The 23,556-nt window shown below is 41.3% G+C and carries 26 protein-coding genes; 15 read left to right on the forward strand and 11 right to left on the reverse strand.

Annotation, left to right across the window (positions count from 1 at the left end; genetic code table 11):
• Positions 1-193: 193 nt before the first annotated feature.
• From KQP93_RS04620 to KQP93_RS04630, 3 genes are read right to left on the reverse strand one after another with little or no spacing between them, the layout of a single operon-like run.
• Entirely contained in the window at positions 194-793 is a 600-nt protein-coding gene (locus KQP93_RS04620) for a hypothetical protein (RefSeq protein WP_217876056.1), read from the reverse strand.
• Entirely contained in the window at positions 783-1,334 is a 552-nt protein-coding gene (locus KQP93_RS04625; RefSeq protein ID WP_217876058.1) for an RNA polymerase sigma factor, read from the reverse strand. Before KQP93_RS04625 ends, KQP93_RS04620 begins: the two co-directional genes overlap by 11 nt.
• Before the next feature lie 6 nt (positions 1,335-1,340).
• Complete coding sequence (locus KQP93_RS04630; RefSeq protein ID WP_217876060.1) at positions 1,341-1,988, reverse strand: energy transducer TonB; 648 nt, start codon at positions 1,986-1,988, stop codon at positions 1,341-1,343.
• A 107-nt stretch (positions 1,989-2,095) separates the two neighbouring features.
• On the opposite strand from KQP93_RS04630, the gene KQP93_RS04635 reads away from it, so the two are divergent.
• Positions 2,096-2,602: a DUF3087 domain-containing protein gene (locus KQP93_RS04635; RefSeq protein WP_054560791.1), complete on the forward strand. Its 507-nt coding sequence runs from the start codon at positions 2,096-2,098 to the stop codon at positions 2,600-2,602.
• Between the two features lie 9 nt (positions 2,603-2,611).
• The gene (locus tag KQP93_RS04640) at positions 2,612-3,061 is read left to right on the forward strand and encodes a low molecular weight protein-tyrosine-phosphatase (RefSeq protein WP_217876061.1); all 450 of its coding nucleotides are present in this window, start codon (positions 2,612-2,614) and stop codon (positions 3,059-3,061) included.
• A 36-nt stretch (positions 3,062-3,097) separates the two neighbouring features.
• Here the strand turns inward: KQP93_RS04640 and KQP93_RS04645 are convergent, their stop codons facing one another.
• The 4 genes from KQP93_RS04645 to KQP93_RS04660 form a co-directional block, all read right to left on the reverse strand.
• A complete protein-coding gene (locus tag KQP93_RS04645) occupies positions 3,098-4,171 on the reverse strand; it encodes an energy transducer TonB (RefSeq protein WP_217876063.1) in 1,074 nt (357 codons plus the stop codon).
• Between the two features lie 190 nt (positions 4,172-4,361).
• A complete protein-coding gene (locus tag KQP93_RS04650) occupies positions 4,362-5,294 on the reverse strand; it encodes a nuclear transport factor 2 family protein (protein WP_217876064.1) in 933 nt (310 codons plus the stop codon).
• Positions 5,291-6,334: a TIGR03571 family LLM class oxidoreductase gene (locus tag KQP93_RS04655; protein ID WP_217876065.1), complete on the reverse strand. Its 1,044-nt coding sequence runs from the start codon at positions 6,332-6,334 to the stop codon at positions 5,291-5,293. Before KQP93_RS04655 ends, KQP93_RS04650 begins: the two co-directional genes overlap by 4 nt.
• On the reverse strand, positions 6,255-6,707 hold the full coding sequence (locus tag KQP93_RS04660) for a nuclear transport factor 2 family protein (RefSeq protein ID WP_217876066.1): 453 nt from the start codon (positions 6,705-6,707) through the stop codon (positions 6,255-6,257). Before KQP93_RS04660 ends, KQP93_RS04655 begins: the two co-directional genes overlap by 80 nt.
• A 100-nt stretch (positions 6,708-6,807) precedes the next feature.
• Between KQP93_RS04660 and KQP93_RS04665 the strand changes: the two genes are divergently transcribed.
• The 7 genes from KQP93_RS04665 to csrA all read left to right on the forward strand — a co-directional run bounded on the left by KQP93_RS04665 (position 6,808) and on the right by csrA (position 14,211).
• Positions 6,808-7,737 carry a LysR family transcriptional regulator gene (locus tag KQP93_RS04665; protein ID WP_217876067.1) on the forward strand — a complete coding sequence of 310 codons (930 nt, stop codon included), beginning with the start codon at positions 6,808-6,810 and terminating at the stop codon, positions 7,735-7,737.
• A 395-nt stretch (positions 7,738-8,132) separates the two neighbouring features.
• Positions 8,133-8,759, forward strand: coding sequence for a GTP cyclohydrolase II (locus tag KQP93_RS04670; protein ID WP_054551277.1), 627 nt, complete (start codon positions 8,133-8,135; stop codon positions 8,757-8,759).
• A gap of 78 nt (positions 8,760-8,837) precedes the next feature.
• Complete coding sequence (locus tag KQP93_RS04675; protein WP_217876068.1) at positions 8,838-9,632, forward strand: BPSS1780 family membrane protein; 795 nt, start codon at positions 8,838-8,840, stop codon at positions 9,630-9,632.
• Positions 9,632-10,084: a regulatory protein RecX gene (locus tag KQP93_RS04680; RefSeq protein WP_054551279.1), complete on the forward strand. Its 453-nt coding sequence runs from the start codon at positions 9,632-9,634 to the stop codon at positions 10,082-10,084. The genes KQP93_RS04675 and KQP93_RS04680 overlap by 1 nt, the downstream gene beginning before the upstream one ends.
• 17 nt (positions 10,085-10,101) lie before the next feature.
• The gene (gene alaS / locus KQP93_RS04685; protein ID WP_217876069.1) at positions 10,102-12,702 is read left to right on the forward strand and encodes an alanine--tRNA ligase; all 2,601 of its coding nucleotides are present in this window, start codon (positions 10,102-10,104) and stop codon (positions 12,700-12,702) included.
• 6 nt (positions 12,703-12,708) lie between these two features.
• Positions 12,709-13,926 (forward strand): aspartate kinase, encoded by a 1,218-nt coding sequence (locus KQP93_RS04690; protein ID WP_058585667.1) that lies wholly within the window; start codon positions 12,709-12,711, stop codon positions 13,924-13,926.
• 93 nt (positions 13,927-14,019) lie between these two features.
• Positions 14,020-14,211, forward strand: a complete 192-nt coding sequence (gene csrA, locus KQP93_RS04695) for a carbon storage regulator CsrA (protein ID WP_036970495.1) — start codon at positions 14,020-14,022, stop codon at positions 14,209-14,211.
• 27 nt (positions 14,212-14,238) lie between these two features.
• Here csrA and KQP93_RS04700 read toward each other — a convergent pair whose 3' ends face one another.
• Entirely contained in the window at positions 14,239-14,706 is a 468-nt protein-coding gene (locus tag KQP93_RS04700; protein WP_217876071.1) for a YcxB family protein, read from the reverse strand.
• A gap of 124 nt (positions 14,707-14,830) precedes the next feature.
• Between KQP93_RS04700 and KQP93_RS04705 the strand changes: the two genes are divergently transcribed.
• The gene (locus KQP93_RS04705; protein ID WP_217876072.1) at positions 14,831-15,754 is read left to right on the forward strand and encodes a hypothetical protein; all 924 of its coding nucleotides are present in this window, start codon (positions 14,831-14,833) and stop codon (positions 15,752-15,754) included.
• A 318-nt stretch (positions 15,755-16,072) separates the two neighbouring features.
• Here the strand turns inward: KQP93_RS04705 and KQP93_RS04710 are convergent, their stop codons facing one another.
• Positions 16,073-16,264: a hypothetical protein gene (locus tag KQP93_RS04710; protein ID WP_054551284.1), complete on the reverse strand. Its 192-nt coding sequence runs from the start codon at positions 16,262-16,264 to the stop codon at positions 16,073-16,075.
• A 50-nt stretch (positions 16,265-16,314) separates the two neighbouring features.
• A complete protein-coding gene (locus tag KQP93_RS04715; RefSeq protein ID WP_064971747.1) occupies positions 16,315-16,488 on the reverse strand; it encodes a DUF1328 domain-containing protein in 174 nt (57 codons plus the stop codon).
• A gap of 534 nt (positions 16,489-17,022) precedes the next feature.
• Between KQP93_RS04715 and KQP93_RS04720 the strand changes: the two genes are divergently transcribed.
• The 4 genes from KQP93_RS04720 (at position 17,023) to KQP93_RS04735 (ending at position 20,504) form a co-directional block, all read left to right on the forward strand.
• Complete coding sequence (locus KQP93_RS04720) at positions 17,023-17,271, forward strand: OadG family protein (RefSeq protein ID WP_217876074.1); 249 nt, start codon at positions 17,023-17,025, stop codon at positions 17,269-17,271.
• A 15-nt stretch (positions 17,272-17,286) separates the two neighbouring features.
• Positions 17,287-19,059, forward strand: a complete 1,773-nt coding sequence (gene oadA, locus KQP93_RS04725; protein ID WP_217876076.1) for a sodium-extruding oxaloacetate decarboxylase subunit alpha — start codon at positions 17,287-17,289, stop codon at positions 19,057-19,059.
• A gap of 10 nt (positions 19,060-19,069) precedes the next feature.
• Positions 19,070-20,200 carry a sodium ion-translocating decarboxylase subunit beta gene (locus KQP93_RS04730; protein ID WP_217876078.1) on the forward strand — a complete coding sequence of 377 codons (1,131 nt, stop codon included), beginning with the start codon at positions 19,070-19,072 and terminating at the stop codon, positions 20,198-20,200.
• Positions 20,201-20,327: 127 nt separating this feature from the next.
• Positions 20,328-20,504, forward strand: coding sequence for a hypothetical protein (locus tag KQP93_RS04735; protein WP_200907848.1), 177 nt, complete (start codon positions 20,328-20,330; stop codon positions 20,502-20,504).
• A 123-nt stretch (positions 20,505-20,627) separates the two neighbouring features.
• On the opposite strand, the gene KQP93_RS04740 is transcribed toward KQP93_RS04735, so the two are convergent.
• Entirely contained in the window at positions 20,628-21,944 is a 1,317-nt protein-coding gene (locus tag KQP93_RS04740; RefSeq protein WP_175081113.1) for a peptidoglycan DD-metalloendopeptidase family protein, read from the reverse strand.
• A gap of 399 nt (positions 21,945-22,343) precedes the next feature.
• Between KQP93_RS04740 and tyrS the strand changes: the two genes are divergently transcribed.
• Complete coding sequence (gene tyrS, locus KQP93_RS04745; RefSeq protein ID WP_217876080.1) at positions 22,344-23,543, forward strand: tyrosine--tRNA ligase; 1,200 nt, start codon at positions 22,344-22,346, stop codon at positions 23,541-23,543.
• Positions 23,544-23,556: the final 13 nt, after the last annotated feature.

Raw genomic sequence — 23,556 nt, forward strand, 5'->3', positions numbered from 1 at the left:
CTCTAAATTGTTTTAAATCTGACAGCTGACAGCTGACGGCTGAAAGCTGATGGCTCGTTGAACCATCGCGCGAAATAAATTTCACGCCCACGGTACTCCTTTACTCTTTCCCCTTGTAGCTCGCTAACTTTTTTAAAGCTGACAGCTCTGAGTGTGTTGGGTTTCGCTCCGCTCTATCCAACCTACGAGCTCGCTAACTCGTACAATTTTTCGCCTCATGAGTTAGCTGTTTGAGTGCGATGATTTGGCCTTGTTTGTTCTGGTCTAAGGCGAGTAGGTCACCTTGGTGAATATGAGTATCTAGGGTGCCGTGTTTTTGTAGCTCTTCAAGGAGTGATTGTTTAATTTGTACTATGACATTTTGCTCGCAGTCAGCGATATACCAGTCGTTATCAACACTGACTAGACGGCCAGTGAAGCTGGTGCGGGCTTGGTAATTGGCTAGTGCTTGTTGGTAGTTCGCATCTAGTTTTTGTTTTTGTTGTTTAAGATTACTTACATAGCTGCCTTTGGCGTCGAGTTCGTGTACCTCAAGCCATTGATAATCTGATAAATCCACGGCATAAACATCGGTTAACTCACGGTTGTTGTATTGCAGCATGACAAAACCAAGAATCGCTAAAGCTGCAAAAACACCGGTCATTTGTAAGCCTAAAAAGCGCTGTGGCCTTGGCGTTGCCGACTGTGGCTTTTGCATGTGTGCAAGCTCGTCGCTGCTTAAGCTGTGCTCTGCCTTACGCTTTTGAAAATGTGCTTTTAAATCAGCATCGAATTGCTCGTCGTTACGCTTCATGATGGCCTCCTAGTTGTTGTTTCAGGTTTTGACGGGCATATCGCAGCCGAGTTTTAATGGTCTCTGGGTTACTTTGTGTGATAGCAACAATATCTTCGAGACTAAAGCCTTCTTGTTGTAAGGTCAGCGCTTCACGTTGTACAAAGCTAAGCCCCATGAGTGCTTTATCAAAAGCTTCGTAGTCGTAGTGATAACTTGCATCCTGAGATTCAGTAAATAGTTGGTTGTCTTCTAATTCAACGAACTTTTGTTGCTTACGAAATTCATCTATTAATAAATTACGTGCTAACCGAAAAAGCCACGCTTTTGGGTTATTTTGATCATTGTAAAAGTCGCGTTTATCAATGACTTTTAACCAGGTTTGCTGGCATATATCAAGGGCAAGATCTTTATCACTTTGGGTGACTAGGTAGTGATAAAGATCGTTCCCGTATTGAGCAACGAGTTGGTTAAGGTAACGGTTGTCGCCCGTTTTGACATACTGCGCCAAACAATCTGTGTTTGGCTTGTCAAATAACCATGTCTTGATGCTCATTAGCATAGGCAGTTATCCATCTATTTTAAAATCAAGTTGAACGCTTTGGTTTGTTTGTAATTGTGCCACACCTTCAACAACTTTAGGGCGATATTTCCAACGTTTAATTGCGCGAATTGCTTCACGGTTAAATACCCGTTTAGGCTCGGCATCAATAATAACAGGGTCAATCACTTCGCCAGTCGGTGAAATACTAAAGCTAATTTGTACCCAGCCCTCAATGCCATCGCGAGCTGCTACCGGAGGGTATTTAGGGTTTATACGCACAATTGGTGTCGCATCTCCCGTTGGTTGGTTAATGCTTTTGCTAAGCGTGTCGCCAATGTTATCGAATGTCATTGTTGGTGTTAAATCTGCTACCACAACCGTATCTGGATTATCACTCGTTGGGCGTGGCGGCGTTTTTGGTGGCATTTTAGCAACTGGTGGTGGCGGCAGTGTTTGCTTTACTTGCACTTTTGAGTCTTCTGGTACTTCATAAATTTCAACTGTGATATCGGGGCCTGTTTTTACATCGGCTCTTTGCTCAGCAGAAATTAAGTACTGCATAAATGCAAATGCTGCAAAGGTCATGACACCGCCGCCAATAATTGCTGCGGTTGTCTTTAAAGCAGCATTGCTGTTATTCAAGCTTGCTGAGTTTAGTGGTAAAGTATGCATAGCCGTTCCTCTTTGGATAATTGCTTTCATAGCTAAAACGGCTGGCAAATAAAAAAGGGGTGAAATTTTTTTTCACTTTTTATTTTTCACAAGTTTTTTAGGTTGTTATGAAACTTATTCAAATAGATAAAGCCCGTTACCGTAAACATTTAAACCAAGTAATTATTGCTTGTGTAATTGCTTTAGCCGTTGGCAGTTTAGCCATTTCACAAACGTTAATAGCGTTATTTCCTGACCCAAGCGGTAGCCATTTTCATTGGAACCTATTAGGTGTTGTTATGTGTAGTTTGCTGGTGGGCTTTATGCTTAATAAATACCGCAACCATGATTACATGACTGAAATTGTCTATGTGTGGGAGCTTAAAAAAGCGCTTAATAAAATCACCCGTAAAATGCCAAAGTTAAAAGCAGCAGGGCGCGAGGGCAATGCAGATGCTTTATTAGCAATTCATTACAGCTATGCGGGATCACGTTTGTTATGGCAGCTTGATGACAACACTATTACCATGGATGAGTTGGCAATTAAGCAGGCAGAGCTTGATAGTGTTGCAGATAAATACAATCTCTCGCTTGATGCAGAACGTTATGATGAGTCAATCTTAAAGCAATTTTAAGGACGAATAATGAAAAAGGTTTTGATTGTTTGCTTAGGCAATATTTGTCGTTCACCTACTGCTGAAGCGGTACTTCGTAGCCGTGCCAAGGCGCTGGGGGTCAATGTCAAAGTTGATTCTGCTGGCACCATTGGTTACCACCAAGGTAATCCACCTGATTCACGCTCAAAAGCAGCAGCTGAAAAGCGCGGTTATAGTTTTAAAGGCATCTATTCGCGACCAGTGACTCAAGCTGATTTTCATGAGTTTGACTTAATTCTCGCAGCAGACAAGCAAAATCTTGCTGATTTGCAAGCCCAGTGTCCAGAGCACTTACAATATAAGTTGTCGCTGTTTTTAAGTCATGGTGACGCAGGGCAGAGCGAGATCCCAGATCCCTATTATGGTGGCGATCAAGGCTTTGAAAAAGTACTCGATTTAATTGAGGACGCAGCCGATAACTTGCTTAAAAAGTTATAAAAAGCTTTAAAAAGGGTCGCATTGCGACCCTGTTATTTAGTTGTTGATTTTAAAGTCTAATTGCACCCGAGAAGTTGCGGCAATAGCTTGACCATTTTCAAACTTAGGCGCATAACGCCATTGTTTCACTGCTTTAACGGCTTCTCTTTCAAATGCAGAGCCACCTTCAGAGCCAACCACAGTTATGTTGTCTACAAAGCCTGACGGGGTTACTTCAAACTCCATTACAACACTGCCATCTTCCATACGTTGAACTTTTGATTTTGGATATTTAGGATGCACGCGGTATAACGGTTCTTGTTCTTGGCTTTCTTTCCACGGGACCATTTTTGCAATCGCTAAGCAATGTTTGGTTGCTTCGTCGCTTTTACCTGTTTTTTCGTATAAGTGAACTAGCTTTGAATGGGCGTTTAATTCGGTTTGATGATCAAAGTCTAGCTCTTGATCAAATACGCTAACTACGTGATTTAAACGCTCAATGGCGGTGCTGTATTTACGTTGATTTTCTGCAAATGCGGCAACTAAAAAGTCAGCACTGATCCGATCGACAGCGTTATTTGGTAAGTTTTCTTGGTAGAACTTATCAGCTTCTTCAAGATATTCCTTTGCTGTGTAATAGCGCTCGCCAGTGCCTTTGTAAGCAAGGATACGAGCGGCGGTCATTTTTGCATCAGCAACAAGCTTGTCTGAGTTTTGTTTTTCAGCAATAGCAATAACATCATCAAGATACGTATCAGCACGCTTTGCTGAGGGAGTTGATTCTGCCATGCCGATTAATGAGTCATACACTTGCACACTTAGCTTGCCGTGGTTTTTTTCGAGTATTTCGTAGGCTGTACGGTATAACTCAAAGCGTTGTTCTTGTTCGCTTTTGTCTAGGCTGTTTGCATAGTTAACAGCTAGGTTGGCGGTGTTGTCGGCGCTTTCACCATAAATCTCTTTGCCAAGCTCAAACGCTTTTTTAGCAAGTTCGCTACTGTCTTGCTTATTTTCTACAGCAGCGACATAAGCGCGGTAGGTGTCGTTAAATTCTTGGGTGGTTGTTTCATTGGCAATGCCTTGCTGACTAAATAGTAGTGCAATGCATAAGGCAAGTGAGCTCTTTTTCATAATATTCCTTATTATTTTACCCAGAGATAGAGGGCGATTAATACTTGTTGATGATAATCATTATCATCATTAGACACAAGGTATCTAGTAATTTTTAATGTATCAGCGTTTTTGTATTAAGTAAAAATATCGATAAAGCTGACCAATGGCCGGTACTTATGAAAAAGCACTCACATTGAGCGCTTTATTTTTAGATTATAAACTCGGGTAAATTCTGCTCATCAAACCAACCTGATATGTAATGCGACTCGTATAGCCGCCAACAATTATCTGACTCTAATCTTGCTGCTAACTGATAGTGAGCTGCATAGATTTTTTGATTGCTATCATTCACGGGTTTTTCGGGAATGATTCGGGCTATGATAAAGCGGGCTGCTTTTTTATCTTGGCTAACCTCCATTTTGACCAACTTTGCAAAGTGCTGCCAAAATGGCGCAAGCAGTCTAAAGTTTTTTAAACTCCCTATAACACTTTCTCTACCAGATAAATCACCTAAAGGAGGAAAGCTGCCTTGTATATCTTGGCTGTAGCAATCAATAAGTAAATTAATATCACAGTTATCAACAGCAAATGCATACTTGTTATAGAGATCAATGAGAGCTTGCTTTGGCTCAGAGGCTTTAAAGTTGCGAATTAATGCCCAAGGAGAGTGTAATTCACTCACGATTGTTGGCGCACCATCAACTAGCTGCCAGCCTTGAACACCGGGAAGCATGTTCCAGTTAGGAAGCAAGGATTGCTGTCCTTTATTCCAGTTAACCTGAAATTTCATGTGGCTAATAAGCCATTGCTGGTTTTCATAAACGAAGTGAAAAATAAACGTACAACCGCATAAAAAGCGTTTTTGCCCATGATTTACATCTACATAAGCGTAGCTGCTTGCTGCGGCAAAATCTTTTTGGTGTGCAGTAAACGTATTCGTAAACTCAGCACTCGTTGCATAGTTTTTGAAATCTTCACTCAAGGTTGTTGATACATGCTTTTGCCCATTTATAGAGCCATGGTGATGGCTTTTGAAAACGATATCAGAGCTAAACAGCTTTGCTTGCGAGTGCTTATCAGAGCGTAACCAGCTATCTTTAAACTGAGTTATTAAGTTTTCGAGCTGTTCTTGAGTACTCATACAGCAGGCTCTCTTTGCTCTTTTTCAAGTGCAGGAATAACAAAGCTACCCAATTCATCAATTACATCTTGGGCAGCCCTTCGCGAAGGTTTTAAATTTAGTGCAATGTGTTTTACGCCAAGCTCTCTGTGTTTTAACAGTCGCTCAATAAGGGCATTTCGACCAATTCGTACAACATTATAAAAACGCTGATACGGGGCATCTGGGTTTTTATCTAAATCAAAAAATGTCGCATAGCCGTAATGTGGGCTTGTGTTGCTATTGCTTGCAACTGATAGGTTGTTAATGATTTCACTGATGGCTTGTTCATTATCAACAGCCCAAATCCAAGCATTTACATTATTAGCCAACCACTCAAATGATTGCCTTGAGCGACCAACGGCCATAACGGGTATCTGCTGGTTAACTGGCTTTGGATAAAGGTCAAGTGAACCATCAAGCTCGCCGTAATGTTGGCTAATGTGTTTAGGAAAGCTTTGTTGGTGTAATGTTTTGATAATTTCAACTGACTCTCTGTAGCGCTCAGCACGTGCGTTAAAGTCGACACCAAAAGCGGGGTATTCAACTGGCCTGTCTCCGGTCGAAACCCCTAACACAAAACGACCATTACTTAGATGGTCTACTGAGGCTGCTTGTTTGGCTACCATTATAGGATCGCGTAATGGTAAAACAGCCCCTGCGGTGCCTAAAGTAATTTTATTTGTATGTGCAGCAATGAAACCTGCGTAAGTAAATGGATCAAGCATCTGCGCAGCATCACCAAAATTAGGGTCGTAAAAAGGCACATCCCTAAACCAAATACTGGCAATACCTGCTTGTTCAGCCTGCTTAGCAGTTGCTATATCAGCATTAAGGGTAGGGAAAGGGCTGCTAGGGTAAGCTTCAAGGGGAGTGAGCAATCCCAGCGTTAATTTGTTGTCGGCAAATACATTTGTAAAGCTAGTTGGTAGATTATTCATGTTACTGATCTCCCGAATTCGCTGGCCAGACAACATCAAGTTTAGAGTGGCTAATGCGCCATTGGCCGTCGATTTTTTCATAGTGATCTAAGTATCGGCCCACTAATAAAAGCGGAGATTCGCTTTGCTCCCTACTTGTAACAAAGTCAATTAGATAGCACTCACCCTGTGCTGTCGTTTTATCTGTTAGCACTATTTGATGGTTCATCACGGCATGAACAAAAGGGAAGTGCTTTCTATTGTGGGTATCGAATTCATCATAAGCATTTTTTAATCCTTGCTTTATCTGTTCAATTCCATTCATTTCACCGACTGTTACTTCGACTCGTGCGTCGCTAGTGAATACTTCTTCCATTTTATGAATTTGGCCAGAGTCTAAAAGTTGGCTGTAGTTTAATCGAAGAGTTCGGATCTCTTCTTTTTCGAGTAAATCGAGAAGTTTGCGTTCGCTCATCATGTTTCTCTGTTGCTGAATAAGTGAACACTATTTTATTATCTTCTTTTTAAATGATAACCTAGCTAATATTCCATTTATTCTGTCCTGAGATTCCATAATGAAACCAGAAGATAGTCCTTTCTTTGGTATTCGAGAGTTTGTTGAAACACTACGCATGGGTACATTCACAGCAGCTGGTAATCGGTTAGGTTTAACAGGCTCCGCTGTTGGTAAAACTGTTACTAGGCTTGAAAGTAAGTTAGGTACAAAGTTACTGCATCGAACAACTCGTAAAATTATGGCAACCCCAGAAGGGCAGCATTATTTTGAAGGCTGGGTAAAAATACTGGCTGAAATAGATAGCCTAGAGCAAGCAGTCACTGCTGGTAGCCATAATGTTTCAGGGCAAGTAAAACTTCACTTACCTGCGGCATTCGGCCGTAAGTATGTAATGCCAATACTTTCTAAATTAGCAAACAAGTATCCTAAACTAGAGCTTGCAGTTCACTTTAGTGAAAGTCGTATCAATTTAATAAATGAAAATGTTGATTTGGTGGTACGTATCGGCACATTAGAAGATGATGCCGATCTGGTAGCAAAATTGTTGGGTTATCAAAAACTCACAGTTTGTGGGAGTCAAGATTATTTTGACCAACATGGTGTGCCAGACACTCCAGCGGATTTACTCACTCATGATTGTATTATTGGCAGTAAGCGCTCTTCGCAGCCGACATGGTTATTCAAAGATAGTAAAAAGCAGTCATTTAACCAGCTAATCAATGCCAGATATATGCTCAGTGATGGAGATGCGATGCTTGATGCCGCACTTAATGGTTTAGGTGTTGCACAATTACCTACATGGCTTATTCAAGAGCAGCTAGATAGTAATAGACTAACTAGTGTTTTAGATACCTTTTCAGGTGCGGTCATGCCAATCAATGTTGTTTGGCCACGCTCAAGATATTTGAAGCTTAGTCAAAGGGTTATAATTGATGAGTTAGCAGAGCAGTTTAAGCTTCAATCATCACTTTTTGGTTATTCTTCATAATTGTTTTATCTAGCGCTTTTAGTGCGTTATTAATCAGCGATGAGACTCATCATTACACTGTTATTTTTATTATTTTGATAGGTGGTTGATAAAGGCTTAGGGGTTTATTGAGATTAAACTAATCTGTTTTTTCGAATATCTTCAGTGGTTTGTTTGGTAATGTGTTGTAATTCAAAGGTCTAGATCTAAAAAGCAGAGCTTTTAAGATGTTTTGTTAGTGCCACTAAAGCGAGGCGCAAAGCTCGTATCTTGGGGTGGTTTGAGTATATAATACTTGAATTGCTGGTAACTGCCTCAATATTAGTTATCACTCGTCGTATGTTGCATCCTTACAACCTTCAAGCTGTTGTAATCACATTTGCAGTATCGCATTTATTTTTTAATTTGGATTTGTCGTGGCGCAAGTAAGAGCAAGAGTCCAGCTGAATGTTGGCAAAAACAGTGATATCCCTGCAGAAATCGTATCTTTCAGTGGCTTAAATGATGGCCAAGAACATGTTGCTTTAGTGTTTAATCAAGCAGACACAGAGCAAGATGTCCCTTTAATTCGTATGCATTCAGAGTGTTTAACTGGCGATGTATTTCACTCATCACGTTGTGATTGTGGTGAGCAATTAAATGAGTGTATCGAGATGATGCACCAACAAGGCGGTATTTTACTGTATTTACGCCAAGAGGGCCGTGGCATTGGTTTATACAATAAAATTGATGCGTACGTACTACAGTCGCAAGGTATGAATACGTACGAAGCGAATAACCACTTGGGTTTTGCTGATGATTTACGTGACTTTTCAGACGCGGTATTAATGCTTGAAGCGCTCAATCAAAAGCACGTTAAGCTAATGACTAACAACCCAAATAAGCTCAAAGCATTGCGTGATGCAGGTATTGAAGTTGATTCAGTGGTTGGCACTCATGCGCACATTAAAGCGGGTGTGGTAGGTAACCGAGCTTACCTCGAAACGAAAATCAAACATGGCTCGCACATGCTTGATATTAAAAAAATTAAAAAGCCTGAGTAAATTTCACTACAGGTGACTATAAACAAGTAGCGCACCCAGTTATACTCGGTGCGTTTTGTCGTTATTGAATGAGAAACTATGTCGATCGAAGTACGTATTTTTAAAGCTGATGCAGGCGTTAAATGGTTTAAAGCTGGATGGGAAATCTTTAAGCTGCAACCTTTGACTTTTATTTTAATGCATCTGCTAATCGTGATAATTAGCTTTTTGGCATTGCTGCTACCTTTACTGCAGGTTGTTGGTGCATTTGTGACGCCATTTTTGATGGCTGGTTTTTATCAAGCTGTGTTAACTAAGCAGCAAGGCGGGACTATCAGCCAAGCTGATATTTTTAAGCCGTTTAGTAATAAGGGAAACCGTATAGGTTTAGTGCGCGTTGCCGTGTATCAGATGGCGGCAGGTATTTTACTGGCCTTACTGTCTAATTTCATTTTTGCAGATGCCTACGCAGTTATTTCGAGCCAGACTTTCGACCCACAAAACCAATCACACATTGCTGATTTATTGGCAACCATTTCAATGGGGCAAGTTGCGGTATTTCTATTGGCGATCTGTGTGTATTTAACCGCTTTTGCTTATGCAGTGCCTTTGGTTTATTTTCAAAAGCAAAGCAATATGTTTCAGGTTTTAAAAACCTCATTTATGGTGTTTTACCATAATATGGCGCCATTGAGTGTTTATGGCCTAATTTGCGCTGTTTTAATGGTGATCTGTATTCCTTTATCGTTTATTCCACTATTGGTTTTAATGCCAATTTGTTACATTAGCTTCTTCGTGTCTTTTCAGGCCATTTTTATGCCAGTTGTGCCAAAAGGTGATGACCAAACAAAAGCACCTGAAGCACAGTCACAATCAGGACGCTTTGACGCGTAATGGATGATAAAGAACAAAAGTTAAAGAATTACGTACTTTGGTTATTGTCTCGACAAGATTATTCGCGTCGGGATTTAACGCGAAAGTTACAGCAAAAAGAGGCGACGCCCGAGTTCACAGAGCGCTTGTTAGATTGGTGTGAATCACACAACTTTATTAACGAACAGCGCTATTGCGAAGGGTTTGTACGCCGCCATTTAGCTAAGTATCATGGTGTAAAACGCATTCAGAGCGAAGCAATGGCAAAAGGGATAGACCGAGCATTACTAGATAAGACGCTCGAGGAGTTCGAAGTCGATTGGTTTGAACTCGCAAAGGACGCATATTTAAAGAAGTTTTCAAATTCAGGTAAAGAACTCGATCAGAAAGAAAGAGCGAAACGTGTACGCTACTTGATGTATCGAGGCTTTAATTACGAACAAATTGATTTTGCAATGCAAGCACAGCAATAAACGGGTGAGATTTTCACATGCAGCATATGACTACCGCACAGATCAGGCAACAGTTCTTAGACTTTTTTGCCTCTAAACAACACCAAATTGTTCCTTCAAGCTCGCTGATCCCGGGTAACGATGCCACGTTATTATTCAATAACGCCGGTATGGTGCAATTTAAAGATGTATTTTTAGGTGCGGAAAGCCGCCCTTATTCACGTGCAACCAGCTCACAACGTTGTGTTCGCGCCGGTGGTAAACATAACGACCTTGAAAACGTAGGTTACACTGCACGTCACCATACATTCTTCGAAATGTTAGGTAACTTCAGCTTTGGCGATTACTTCAAGCAAGACGCAATCAAGTTTGCTTGGGAGTTTTTAACTGATGTTGTGAAACTACCGCAAGAAAAGCTACTTGTTACCATTTATCACGATGATGAAGAAGCCTTCAACATTTGGCATAAAGAAGTGGGTCTAAGTGAAGATCGTATTATTCGCATTGCAACTAGCGATAACTTCTGGTCAATGGGTGATACAGGTCCTTGTGGTCCATGTTCTGAAATATTTTACGATCACGGTGAAGAAATTTGGGGCGGTCCTCCAGGCTCACCTGAAGAAGACGGTGACCGTTTCATCGAGATCTGGAACCTAGTATTTATGCAGTATAACCGCCATGCCGACGGTACAATGGAGCCGCTTCCTAAGCAGTCTGTTGATACAGGTATGGGTCTTGAGCGTATCTCTGCAATTTTACAAGGTGTGCACTCAAACTACGAAATCGATTTATTCCAAGCTCTAATTGCAGCAGCGGCTAAAGTAACAAACGCACAAGATTTAGATGATAAATCGTTACGCGTTGTGGCTGACCACATTCGTTCGTGTGCGTTTTTAGTATCTGACGGTGTTATGCCATCAAACGAAGGCCGTGGTTATGTACTACGTCGTATTATTCGTCGTGCCGTTCGTCATGGTAACAAGCTAGGCGCGAAAGGTGCATTCTTCTACAAGCTAGTTGCTGCACTAATTGAGCAAATGGGTCAAGCGTACCCAGAGCTTGCTAAGCAACAAGAAATTATCGAAAAAGTACTGCGTATTGAAGAAGAGCAATTTGGTAAAACACTTGAGCGTGGTCTGGCTATTTTAGAAGAAAGCCTAACTGACATCGAAGGTGATGTGATCCCAGGTGACTTAGTATTCAAACTTTACGACACTTACGGTTTCCCAGCTGACTTAACAGCAGACGTTGCGCGTGAGCGATTCATGACGATTGATGAGCATGGCTTCCAAGAGTGTATGGCTGTTCAGCGTAAGCAAGCACAGCAAGCTGGTAAGTTTGGTGCTGATTACAACCAACAACTTAAGTCTGAAAAACACACAGACTTTAAAGGTTACGATGCAGAACATTACACAGGTACTGTGGTTGAACTTTTCTCAGAAGGTCAATCGGTTTCTGTACTTGAAGATGGTCAAGAAGGTATTGCAATCTTAGACCGTACACCGTTCTACGCTGAATCAGGTGGTCAGGTTGGTGATACGGGTGTGTTAAAAGTTGCTGGCGGTGAGTTTGTAGTGACTAACACCACGAAACTTGGTAATGCATTTGCACACCATGGCCGTGTACAAGGTCGTATTGGTACAAACGATAAAGCAGAGGCAACAATTGATGCAGTACGTCGCGATAGCATCAAGAAAAACCACACTGCAACACACATTTTACATGAAACGTTACGTCAAATTTTAGGTGAGCACGTAAATCAAAAAGGTTCACTTGTTGACCCAGAGCGTTTACGTTTTGACTTCTCTCACTTTGAAGCTGTAACAAAAGACGAATTACGCCAAATCGAGCGCGCAGTGAACGATGAAGTCCGTCGTAACTTTGCTCTTGAAACAGAGCTAATGGCTATCGAAGATGCAAAAGCAAAAGGTGCTATGGCATTATTCGGTGAAAAGTACGACGACGAAGTTCGCGTAGTAACCATTGGTGATTACTCAATCGAGCTATGTGGTGGTACTCACGTTAAGCGTGCAGGTGATATCGGTTTATTTAAAATCGTATCAGAAAGCGGTATCGCTGCCGGTATCCGCCGTATTGAAGCAGTAACAGGTGCTGAAGCTGTTGCTTATGTAAGTGAGCAAGAACAACAGTTAAACGATGTTGCAGCACTAGTAAAAGGTGATAGCAGCACAGTACTTGAAAAAGTAACTGCGTTACTTGAGAAATCAAAAGGCCTTGAGAAGCAAATTGCACAGCTTAACGACAAGCTAGCAAGTGCGGCAGGTGCATCGTTACTTGACTCTGTAGTTGAAGTGAACGGTATTAAACTACTGGTTGCTGATGTTGCAGGTACTGAGTCTAAAGCACTACGTGGCATGGTTGATGACCTGAAAACGAAGATTGGTTCAGGTGTTATTGCCCTTGGCGTAGCTAATGGCGATAAAGTAAGCCTAATAGCCGGTGTAACTAAAGACCTAACAGGTAAAGTGAAAGCCGGTGAGCTGGTAAATCACATGGCCGCACAAGTAGGCGGTAAGGGCGGTGGTCGTCCTGATATGGCACAAGCAGGTGGTACTCAGCCAGAGAACCTAGCTGCAGCCTTAGAAAGTGTAACTGGTTGGTTATCTGAGCGTTCTTAACTACTAGTGGCACTTATCGTCCAAAAATTCGGTGGCACCTCAGTTGGCTCAATAGAGCGAATTGAGGCCGTCGCCGACCTTGTTGTAAAAACCAAGCAACAAGGCCATCAAGTTGTGGTGGTGCTCTCGGCGATGTCGGGAGAAACTAACCGTCTAATTAAACTCGCTAAACAAATCGATTCTCGACCCAGTGCTCGTGAGCTTGATGTATTGCTAACGACAGGTGAGCAAGTATCAGTTTCTCTACTCGCGATGGCGATTATCAAACGTGGTCACTCAGCGGTAAGTTTGCTTGCTGATCAGGTCAACATTCGCACCGATAATATGTTTGGCAAAGCGCGTATTGAAGAGATTGCTGCGACTCGTCTTAAGCATGAACTTGAACATAACCGTATTGCCATTATAGCAGGCTTTCAGGGCCGTGATATTGAAGGTAATATCACCACGCTTGGTCGCGGTGGTACTGATACCTCTGCGGTCGAGATTGCAGGTGCTATCAATGCCGACGAATGTCAAATTTACACCGATGTTGATGGGGTATATACCACCGACCCGCGCATTGAACCAAATGCGCGACGTATGAGCCATGTCACTTTCGAAGAAATGCTCGAAATGGCCAGTCTTGGGGCTAAGGTACTGCATATTCGTAGTGTCGAAGCGGCAGGAAAATACAATATACCGCTCAGAGTGTTATCGAGTTTTAACCCGGATCAAGGGACCTTGATCAGTTTTGAGGAGCCGGATGTGCAAGCAAACATTGTGTCGGGTATCGCCTTTAATCGTGACGAAAGTCTGATTTACGTTAATGGCGTGCACCAAGGAACGGAAAACCTTGCAAAAATTTTGAAACTTTTTGCAGAATTCGGCATCGAAATAGATATGATTAATCAAGTTAATCATAACTTTGAAAAAATAGACTATGCTTTTACTGTGCACACGAATGATTTTGAGCAAGCGCTTGAAATTTTGACCAGTAACCAAGATGGTATCAGCGCAGAATCTATTAAAGGGATAAGCAATGTTGCCAAGGTGTCTGCAGTAGGTGTAGGGATGAAATCTCACTCTGGTGTGGCAAGTTTATTTTTTAATGCCCTTGCCGATGAAAACATCAAAGTGATGCTTGTATCGACATCAGAAATAAAGATATCAGTTTTAATTGACGAAAAGTATTTAGAACTGGCTGTACGTGCGCTGCACAAAGTTTTTTTAACTGAAAATGAATAAGATCTAGAGTTTTTACTTACTTTTAAGTCTATATTTCATTAGAATGTTTTTGACGCGGAATCTTTTAATTTTTTGGAACATGGGAGCAAGAGAATGCTAATACTAACTCGTAGAGTAGGTGAAACCCTTATGATCGGTGACGAAGTAACAGTTACTGTTCTTGGTGTTAAAGGAAATCAAGTTCGCATTGGTGTAAATGCACCTAAAGATGTATCAGTACATCGTGAAGAAATCTACATGCGAATCCAGGCAGAGAAATCTAACCCAAATCCGGGCAACGTTTAATCAGCGACAGATATTTTTAAGAGCCACTCACTGAGTGGCTCTTTTATTTAATTCTGCCGTCATTTCATCATTTAGCGCTTGTTTAGAAATATATTGCATACCTCGCTGTGCCTTTAAAATATAACCTCGCTCAGTTTCAATAATCTCACTAATTTGTTGCCAGCTTAATTGGTAGCTTTTATGCGGGTTTTCGGCCTTAACGCCTTCATCATCAAATACGACAGTCACTTCGCTACCCGATGCACGACTCATCATTTGTCTTGTGACCCACCATGGGCGTTTGTAATAAAACGATAAGCACTCAACCACGGCAAGCATAATCATAAAGCTGCCTAAATAATGATTATCTAATTGATAAAAAGCTAATAAGCCTAAGGTTATTAACAATACCAACAGCGGGTATTTAGGCTTAGCTTGTGATGAATAAGGTAAAGACTCATCAAAGCATTCGTAATAATACGGTTTATCTAATTTGTAAGTTGTACTTAATGTCATTCGTGGGCTCACTTAATTTGCTGGCGGCAGTTTAACATTGATAAAAAAAATCTGCCGCAGTTGGTTTTCATTTAGTTGTCATTGTGAGAGCTTAAGGTATGTGTATTTTAAAGGTGTAAGCTGTATGTTTGTTAGTTCAATGTCTTTAGCACTTGCAATGACCACAAATACTTTTTTAGTTATGGGCGATATGCCATACACCCCGATTGATGAAATTAATCTCGCCAAAGAAGGAAAAATCACCAAGGCAATCGCAGCAACACCGCATGGTTTTTTAATGCATCTTGGTGATATGAAATCGGGAGCGCTTGCTTGCACGAATAAGCTTTTGCAAAGTAATAAAGTGTTATTGACGTCGTTGTCCTCGCAGCCTTTTATTTACACCCCCGGTGATAATGAATGGACCGATTGCGACCGAGAAAAGCTATCGGTGCGTTTTGATGAGCTTGAACGGCTAAGCTTTGTTAAAGGATTAATGTTCGACGATGCTTATACAAAAAAAGCACAGCAACTTCAGGGTTATGCAACTCAAGCTGAAATGCTAGAAAATGCCCGCTGGCAGTTTGATGGCATTGAGTTTCGTACTTTGCATATACCGGGCACTTTTAATGGTCGCTCACAAATTTTAAAAAGTGATAAAAACGCGGCACTAGATGCCGCCGACCAGCGTGATAAGTACAACTTAATTTGGTTAAAACAAGCGCTTGTCCACCAGGATGCTAAGGCCTATGTGTTTGGCTTTCAGGCTGATATTTACCACCCGACCAGTAAACCCGCTTGCAGTGAGTCACAGCGTTCTAATTGTGATGCATTTAAAATCTACCGAGATGCCATCAGCGACTTTGCAAAGCACACCAATAAGCCAGTGCTCGTGATGCATGGCGATACCGGCCCATATTGTCAGCAGCAGTTAGCAAGTAACTTAACGCGCTTAAATGTCCCTGGCGACTTTGCTGTAAGCGATGTAGCAAAAGTAAGTTTTATCGACGGCCAGTGGCATATAGCAAGTGTAACGACAAACAAGCCTCTCACTACGGTTTGTAAATGAAAACGTACTCTTAGCCATCAGCTCGTAGGTTAGGTAGAACGGAGTGAAACCCAACAAGTTAGCGAGTTTCTAAGGGAAAGAGTAAAGTTGCGAGTTTATAGGAAAATGAGCCATCAGCTTTCAGCCGTCAGCTATCAGATTAAAAAAAAGAGCCGGTAGGTTGGTTAGAGCGGAGCGAAACCCAACAAGTTAGCGAGTTTCTAGGGGAAAGAGTAAAGTTAGCAAGCTTCTTGGCACGAGTTGCAGGCAGCATAGAGTTGCTAACTCACATACACAAAAAAGCGGCACTTGGCCGCTTTTCTAAAGTAAGGTGTGTTATTAGCAGTTAGTTTCTTCTGCATTAACACCTTCTTTTACTTCTTCACATGCATCTTCAACTGCATTTTGTGTATCAGTAATTGCTTCATCAATACGCTCACCTGCGTCTTCAGCAGAGTTGTCTTCACAACCCATGATGAATAAACCTGAAAATAGGGCGATAGTAGCGGCTTTTAAAGTTGAATTTTTCATAATGAAATTCCTTGTAAATAAAAATAAAGTAAGTGGTTATCTGCTTTTAACTACTTAGGGACACTGCCTCTAAGTGCTCCTGATACCAGCGAAATAACTAGTAATACTAAAAATATAAAAAAGATAATCTTAGCGATGCCTGCAGCGGCTCCTGCGATACCGCCAAAACCTAACACTGCTGCGATTAACGCGATAACTAAAAAAGTAATTGTCCAGCGTAACATAGTGGTCTCCTTGGCTATTTAAATTTTCTTAAGTTCGATATAACTAAAGCGAGTTCTGTGCCAGAAGTTTTATTTTATATATTTCAATGGGTTGTGGTTTTTTGCTGTTCTTTAGAGGGTTCATCATTTGGTAACTTTTACGAGTAAGCATGTAACTTATTCATAGTGATATTTTTTCATATTGAGCTGAATGAGGAAAAAGAGAAATGCCTCGCTTATTGGTAAGACCAATTTAACTTTGTTTTGAGGGGGTGGCTCTAACACCTTGTTGTGCGTGGTTTTTAAGGATTTTACTACGGTTGGTTAATAGTTAAACATATAACGTCTGGCTATATTGACTATTTATATCATCTATAACGGGGCTTTAAATGCGCTAATAGTAGGGTGTTAATTATATGTGCGGCATGTTATTTTAAATTTAATTGGTTTTACCAATTTACAATGGTGCTATACAAATGAATTTTGTTTGTTATTATTGGTGCATAATTATTTAACAAAAATAACTTTTTATTTTAAGTAAGCGAGGGGAGTCGTATGGATATAGGTGGATTACTCACCACTGCGGCCAGTTTGATGGTGACAGGCATGGTAGGCGTGTTTGTTTTTCTGACTATTTTGATTTCAGCAGTCACTTTAATGTCAAAGATAGTGGGTCGGTTTGATGATCCTGCAACTGCAGAACCTACGCGTACAGCAAAAATTCAACCTCAACAGGGTGTGCCACAGGCACATATTGCAGCAATCAGCGCTGCAATTGCTCAATTTCGAAATAAACAAAAATAACGGGGCAGCTTAAACATGGCTAAATTAAAACTAACCGAATTAGTATTGCGTGACGCACACCAGTCTCTTTTGGCAACGCGTATGCGCTTAGACGACATGCTACCCATGGCAGAAAAACTCGATAATGCGGGTTATTGGTCAATTGAATCATGGGGTGGTGCGACGTTTGACTCGTGTATCCGTTATTTAGGTGAAGATCCTTGGCAACGTATTCGCGAGTTAAAAGCGGCAATGCCAAACACTAAGCAACAAATGCTACTGCGCGGACAAAATCTTCTAGGTTACCGTCATTATGCTGATGATGTAGTCGAAAAGTTTGTTGAACGTGCCCACAAAAACGGTGTTGATGTATTCCGTATTTTTGATGCGATGAACGATGTGCGTAACCTTGAAACTGCGATTAAAGCAGCAGTTAAAGTCGGTGCTCATGCTCAAGGTACTATTTCTTATACAGTAAGCCCTGTACATACGCTTGATATGTGGCTTGAGCTTGCAAAGCAACTAGAAGATCTTGGCTGTCATTCAATTTGTATTAAAGATATGGCGGGTTTATTAAAGCCATATGATTGCGAACAGTTGATCAAAGGCTTAAAAGAAACTGTATCTATTCCTATTGCGATGCAATGCCACGCGACGACAGGTTTAAGTACTGCAACTTACCAAAAAGCAATCGATGCGGGTATCGATATGCTTGATACGGCTATTTCTTCAATGAGTATGACCTATGGTCATAGCGCCACAGAAACCATTGTTTCAATTGTAGAAGGCACTGAGCGTGACACCGGTCTTGATTTAAACCAATTAGAAGAAATTGCAGCTTACTTCCGTGATGTACGCAAGAAATACGCTGCTTTTGAAGGCAGCCTTAAAGGTGTTGATGGGCGTATCTTATTAGCCCAAGTACCGGGCGGCATGTTAACGAACATGGAAAACCAGCTCAAAGAACAAGGCGCAGCTGATAAGCTTGATCAGGTATTACTTGAGATCCCGCGTGTTCGTGAAGACTTAGGTTACATTCCTCTAGTTACACCAACGTCGCAGATTGTTGGTACTCAAGCGGTACTCAATGTACTGACTGGCGAGCGTTATAAAACCATCACTAAAGAAACTGCGGGTGTGCTTAAAGGCGAGTATGGTGCAACACCAGCGCCAATGAATAAAGAACTACAAGAGCGTGTATTAGATGGCGCTGAAGCAATTACGTGCCGTCCTGCTGATAAGCTTGAGCCTGAACTTGAGAAGCTTGAAGCAGAGTTATTAAGTGAAGCTAAAGAGCAAGGTTTAGAGCTTGCTGATGAGGTGATTGATGATGTGCTTACTTATGCATTATTCCCTCAAATTGGCCTTAAGTTTATTAAAAACCGTAACAACCCTGATGCGTTTGAAGCCATTCCAACGGGTGAAGTTGCTAAGTCAGAAAGCAAACCTGCCTCTACAAGCCCTGCAAAAGCAGAGCAATATAGCGTGAAAGTTGATGGTAAAGTTTACGATGTGGTCGTAGCCCAAGGTGGTGAACTTAAAGAGGTAACCCTCAAAGACAGTGAGTTAATTCCTCAGTCAGCTTCAGCGTCAGCGGGCGAAACACTCAATGCACCATTGGCTGGTAATATTTTCAAAGTAAAAGTAAAACCAGGTCAAACTGTTAACGAAGGTGATGTGGTTATCATTATGGAAGCGATGAAAATGGAAACCGAAATTCGCGCTGCACACTCAGGCACAATAGCTGAAGTATTAGTAGCAGAAGGCGACTCTGTTGCCACTGGCGATGCGCTAATCGCACTGGCATAGGAGACAGAGGATGGATGGTGTTTTAAACCTCTGGCATGCCACGGGTATTGCTAACTTTACTTTTCCGGCATTGATCATGATTGCGGTTGGTTGCTTGTTACTCTATTTAGCAATCGCCCGTAACTTTGAGCCACTGTTGTTATTACCTATCGGCTTTGGGGCTATTTTAACTAATATCCCAGTTGCTGGGTTATCTGAGCCGGGTGGTCTTTTGTATTACGTGTACCATATCGGGATTGACTCTGGGGTATTCCCACTTTTGATCTTTATGGGCGTGGGTGCACTCACAGACTTTAGTGCCCTGATAGCAAATCCACGTATGTTGCTGTTAGGCGCGGCTGCGCAGTTTGGTATTTTTGCTACTTTATTTGGTGCAATTCTACTTAACTTTATTCCCGGCTTTGAGTTTTCGTTACAAGATGCATCGGCGATCGCCATTATTGGTGGTGCAGATGGACCAACGGCTATTTTCTTAGCATCTAAGCTGGCGCCAGACTTACTTGGTGCAATCGCAGTAGCGGCTTATTCATACATGGCACTTGTGCCAATTATTCAGCCGCCAATTATGCGTGCACTAACAACGCAAGAAGAGCGCGAAATTCAAATGCCGCAACTTCGAGCGGTATCGAAAAAAGAGAAAATTGTTTTTCCGTTAATGGTGCTTAGTTTAACTATCTTGTTTTTACCCGCAGCAACACCGCTTGTAGGTATGTTCTGTTTAGGTAACTTGATGCGTGAATCGGGCGTAGTTGATCGTTTAAGCAATAGTGCGCAAAACGAAATCATCAACATTACCACCATTTTCTTAGGCTTAGCGGTAGGCTCAAAGCTTGCTGCCGATAAGTTCTTAACCGTAGAAACAATCGGTATTTTGGTGTTAGGTGCTTTGGCCTTTGCAATTGGTACAGCTTCAGGCGTGTTTATGGCAAAAGGTCTGAATAAGATCTCTAAATCGCCAATCAACCCATTAGTAGGCGCAGCAGGTGTATCTGCGGTACCAATGGCAGCACGTGTGGTTAATAAGGTAGGTCTTGAGAGCAACCCGCATAACTTCTTGTTAATGCATGCCATGGGACCAAACGTAGCAGGGGTATTAGGAAGTGCCGTTGCAGCAGGTATTCTGTTAGCGATTGTTGGCTAACAATACGATTAAGTCGATTTACTTCCAACCGACTGGCGCAGTAATTTTACTGCGCTTTTTTTTGCCTATAGACTAGGGTCATCCTAAAGAAATTGTAGTTAAATGATAGTTGTGTAAGGAAGCCGCCATGAATGTTTTTATTATCTTATTATGCCTTTTTGTTGCCTTGGTTATTTTAATACCGCTACTTGAAAAGTATCAGTCTAAAATGGGGCTTGATGGCGCGACAAAGTATGCAAAGTATATTTGGCCACTGGTGATGATTTCGCTGATTATTCAACTTATCTATGTTCTTTTAAGGTAATAATTGTATTAACCCGCAGTGCCTTCAGTACTCGTTTTAGTAAAGTCTATAATAGTTTTAGCCAGATTTATTTAGGCACAAAAAAGCCGCTTCAATTGAAGCGGCTTTTACATGTTTACTTAACTACTTATTTAACGCTAATTGTAACTCACGGTTACGCTGTAATTGCGCTAAGAAGTTATCAGCAATCGGTTTAAACTTAGCTAGCTCATCGCGCGGTAAAGGCTCTGATTTAGGTAGTTTGACCGTTTTAGGGTTACGGTGTACACCGTTAACTAAGAATTCATAGTGTAAGTGTGGGCCCGTCACACGACCTGTCGCACCAACAGTACCAATCTTCTGGCCTTGTTTCACTTTCTGACCAGTTCTAACCATCTTTTTGTTTAAATGTAAGTACTTAGTCACATACTGTGTGCCATGGCTAATAAATACATAGTTACCATTGTATTTACTGTAGCCTGCTTTAATCACTTTACCATTACCCGATGATACAACTGGCGTACCTGTACGCGCTGCGTAATCAATACCGTTATGTGGTTTTACAGTTTTGGTCACTGGGTGTAAACGACGCGGGTTAAAGCTCGAACTAATATACTTAAAGTTAACAGGTGCGCGTAAGAAGGCTTTTTTCATGCTACGGCCTTCAGGCGTGTAGAAGTTACCATCAGTATGGCGAATAGCGGTATAACGCTCACCTTGGTTAATAAATTCTGCGGCAATAATTTTACCATCACCAATATACTCACCATCTACATAGTGAGACTCGTAAATAAGACCAAACTGATCACCTTTACGAATGTCATTAGCAAAGTCGACATCCCAACCGAAGATGTCAGCAAAATTCATAATTTGACGCTCGCTTAAGCCAGCGGCAATACCCGATGTCCAAAAGCTGTTAGAGATCTCACCGCCAGCAGATTTACTTAGCGTTTCGATTTCTTTGCTATCGATAGAAGTGTCGTAGTTACCTTCGTCATTTAATGTAACGTATAAGGTATCTGTTTTTGAGATCACATAACGTAGCTGCGCTAAAGAGCCATCTTCAGCGGTTGCAAAGCTTAAAATTTCGCCTGGGTGAATTTTAGTTAACTTACGAGTTTCAGCGTTGGTATTAACAAGTTTGTGTAATGTTTGCGCCGAAAAACCCGCACGTTTAAAAATAAGTGCTAAATTATCGCCATTACGTACTTCATGGTCGATAAGCTCGTATTCTGGAAGTTTTGCTGCTGCTTGCTGTGAATTAAGCTCAGTTAGTTTTTCGTTATCATCAACTTTAACTTGTAATTCGTAGCGTTTGCCAATTTCAAGTGCGTTTGCACTGTTATCCTTTGAAGCGGTGGCTTTTTCAGAAGGCAATAATGCCAAGCCAACAATAGCAGAAACCAAACCGAGAATAAGCAGTTTGTGTTTTTTGGGAAGTTTGTGCACTACGTGAACCATATCGTGCCTTTTCTGCTGTCAAGAAATTTAAATACTAATATCGCAGGATATACCTAAAATAGAGCAAATACCAGTGTTTTGTAGATTTAAACTGGCGCTATTTTACGCTAGAATTGCTCAGCGCGTTAAACTTTTTTGGTTAAAATTGCAGCAGATGCCTATGGTTAAACTAAATCTATATTAGTTAACTAAAGTACCTTCATTAAATTGCAATAACGCGGTATAAAGAACAATCATGCGCGCTGCCTTCAGGGCTGTTTCTTAAACTATTTAAGTTAGGCTTTTTTCTAGTGTCGCTTTTTGGTGCTAACTAGCTAAATTTTAAAGTTTTTAGCTCTATATTTTATAACCCTGATAGGCCACCACGCCCCGGTAGCTGAATTTTTGGAGTAATACACAGTGGATTTACAAACCGCTCTAGCTGAGATAAAACGCGGTGCAGAAGAGATATTAATTGAAGACGAATTAGTCGAAAAGCTAAAGTCTGGTAAGAAACTTAAGATCAAAGCGGGTTTCGATCCAACTGCGCCTGATCTGCATTTAGGTCATACAGTTCTTATCAACAAAATGAAAACCTTCCAAGACCTAGGTCATGAAGTGATTTTCTTAATCGGTGACTTCACCGGTATGATTGGTGATCCAACGGGTAAAAACGTAACTCGTAAACCGTTAACGCGTGAAGATGTTTTAGCTAATGCTGAAACTTATAAAGAGCAAGTATTTAAAATTCTTGATCCTGCTAAAACAACTGTTGCATTCAACTCATCTTGGATGGAGAACTTAGGTGCAGCAGGTATGATTAAACTGGCTGCGCGTCAAACAGTAGCACGTATGCTAGAACGTGATGACTTTAAAAAGCGTTATGCCAACGGTCAATCAATTGCTATCCACGAATTTTTATATCCACTGGTACAAGGTTGGGACTCAGTTGCATTAGAAGCTGATGTTGAGCTTGGCGGTACAGACCAACGTTTTAACCTATTAATGGGTCGTGAATTACAAAAAGACGAAGGTCAAAAGCCACAAACAGTACTTATGATGCCACTGCTTGAAGGTACTGACGGCGTTCAGAAAATGTCTAAGTCATTAGGTAATTACATTGGTATTACTGATGAGCCTAACGACATGTTTGGTAAAGTAATGTCTATTAGCGATGAGCTAATGTGGCGTTACTATGACTTATTAAGTGCTTTATCAATCGAAGAAATTGCTGCGCTTAAGCAGCGTGTTGCTGATGGTGCAAACCCGCGCGACATCAAGATTGAGCTTGCCAAAGAAATGATTGCACGCTTCCACAGTGAAGAAGCAGCCCAAGGTGCTCATCAAGATTTCATCAAGCGTTTCCAAAAAAATGCATTACCAGATGAGATCCCAGAAGTGACAGTAACAATTGCTGAAGACACCGTGTTTATTACTAATTTATTAAAAGAAGCTAACCTTGTAGCTAGTACGTCAGAAGCAATGCGTATGATTAAACAAGGCGCTGTAAAGATTAATGGTGAAGAAAAAGTAACGGATACTAAGCTTGAAGTTGCTAAAGGCACAACACAGATTTACCAAGTAGGTAAACGTAAGTTTGCTAAAATCACCTTAGCTTAATAAAGCTAATTGG

Source organism: Pseudoalteromonas shioyasakiensis, from assembly GCF_019134595.1.
In the GTDB taxonomy this organism is placed as follows: domain Bacteria; phylum Pseudomonadota; class Gammaproteobacteria; order Enterobacterales; family Alteromonadaceae; genus Pseudoalteromonas; species Pseudoalteromonas shioyasakiensis_A.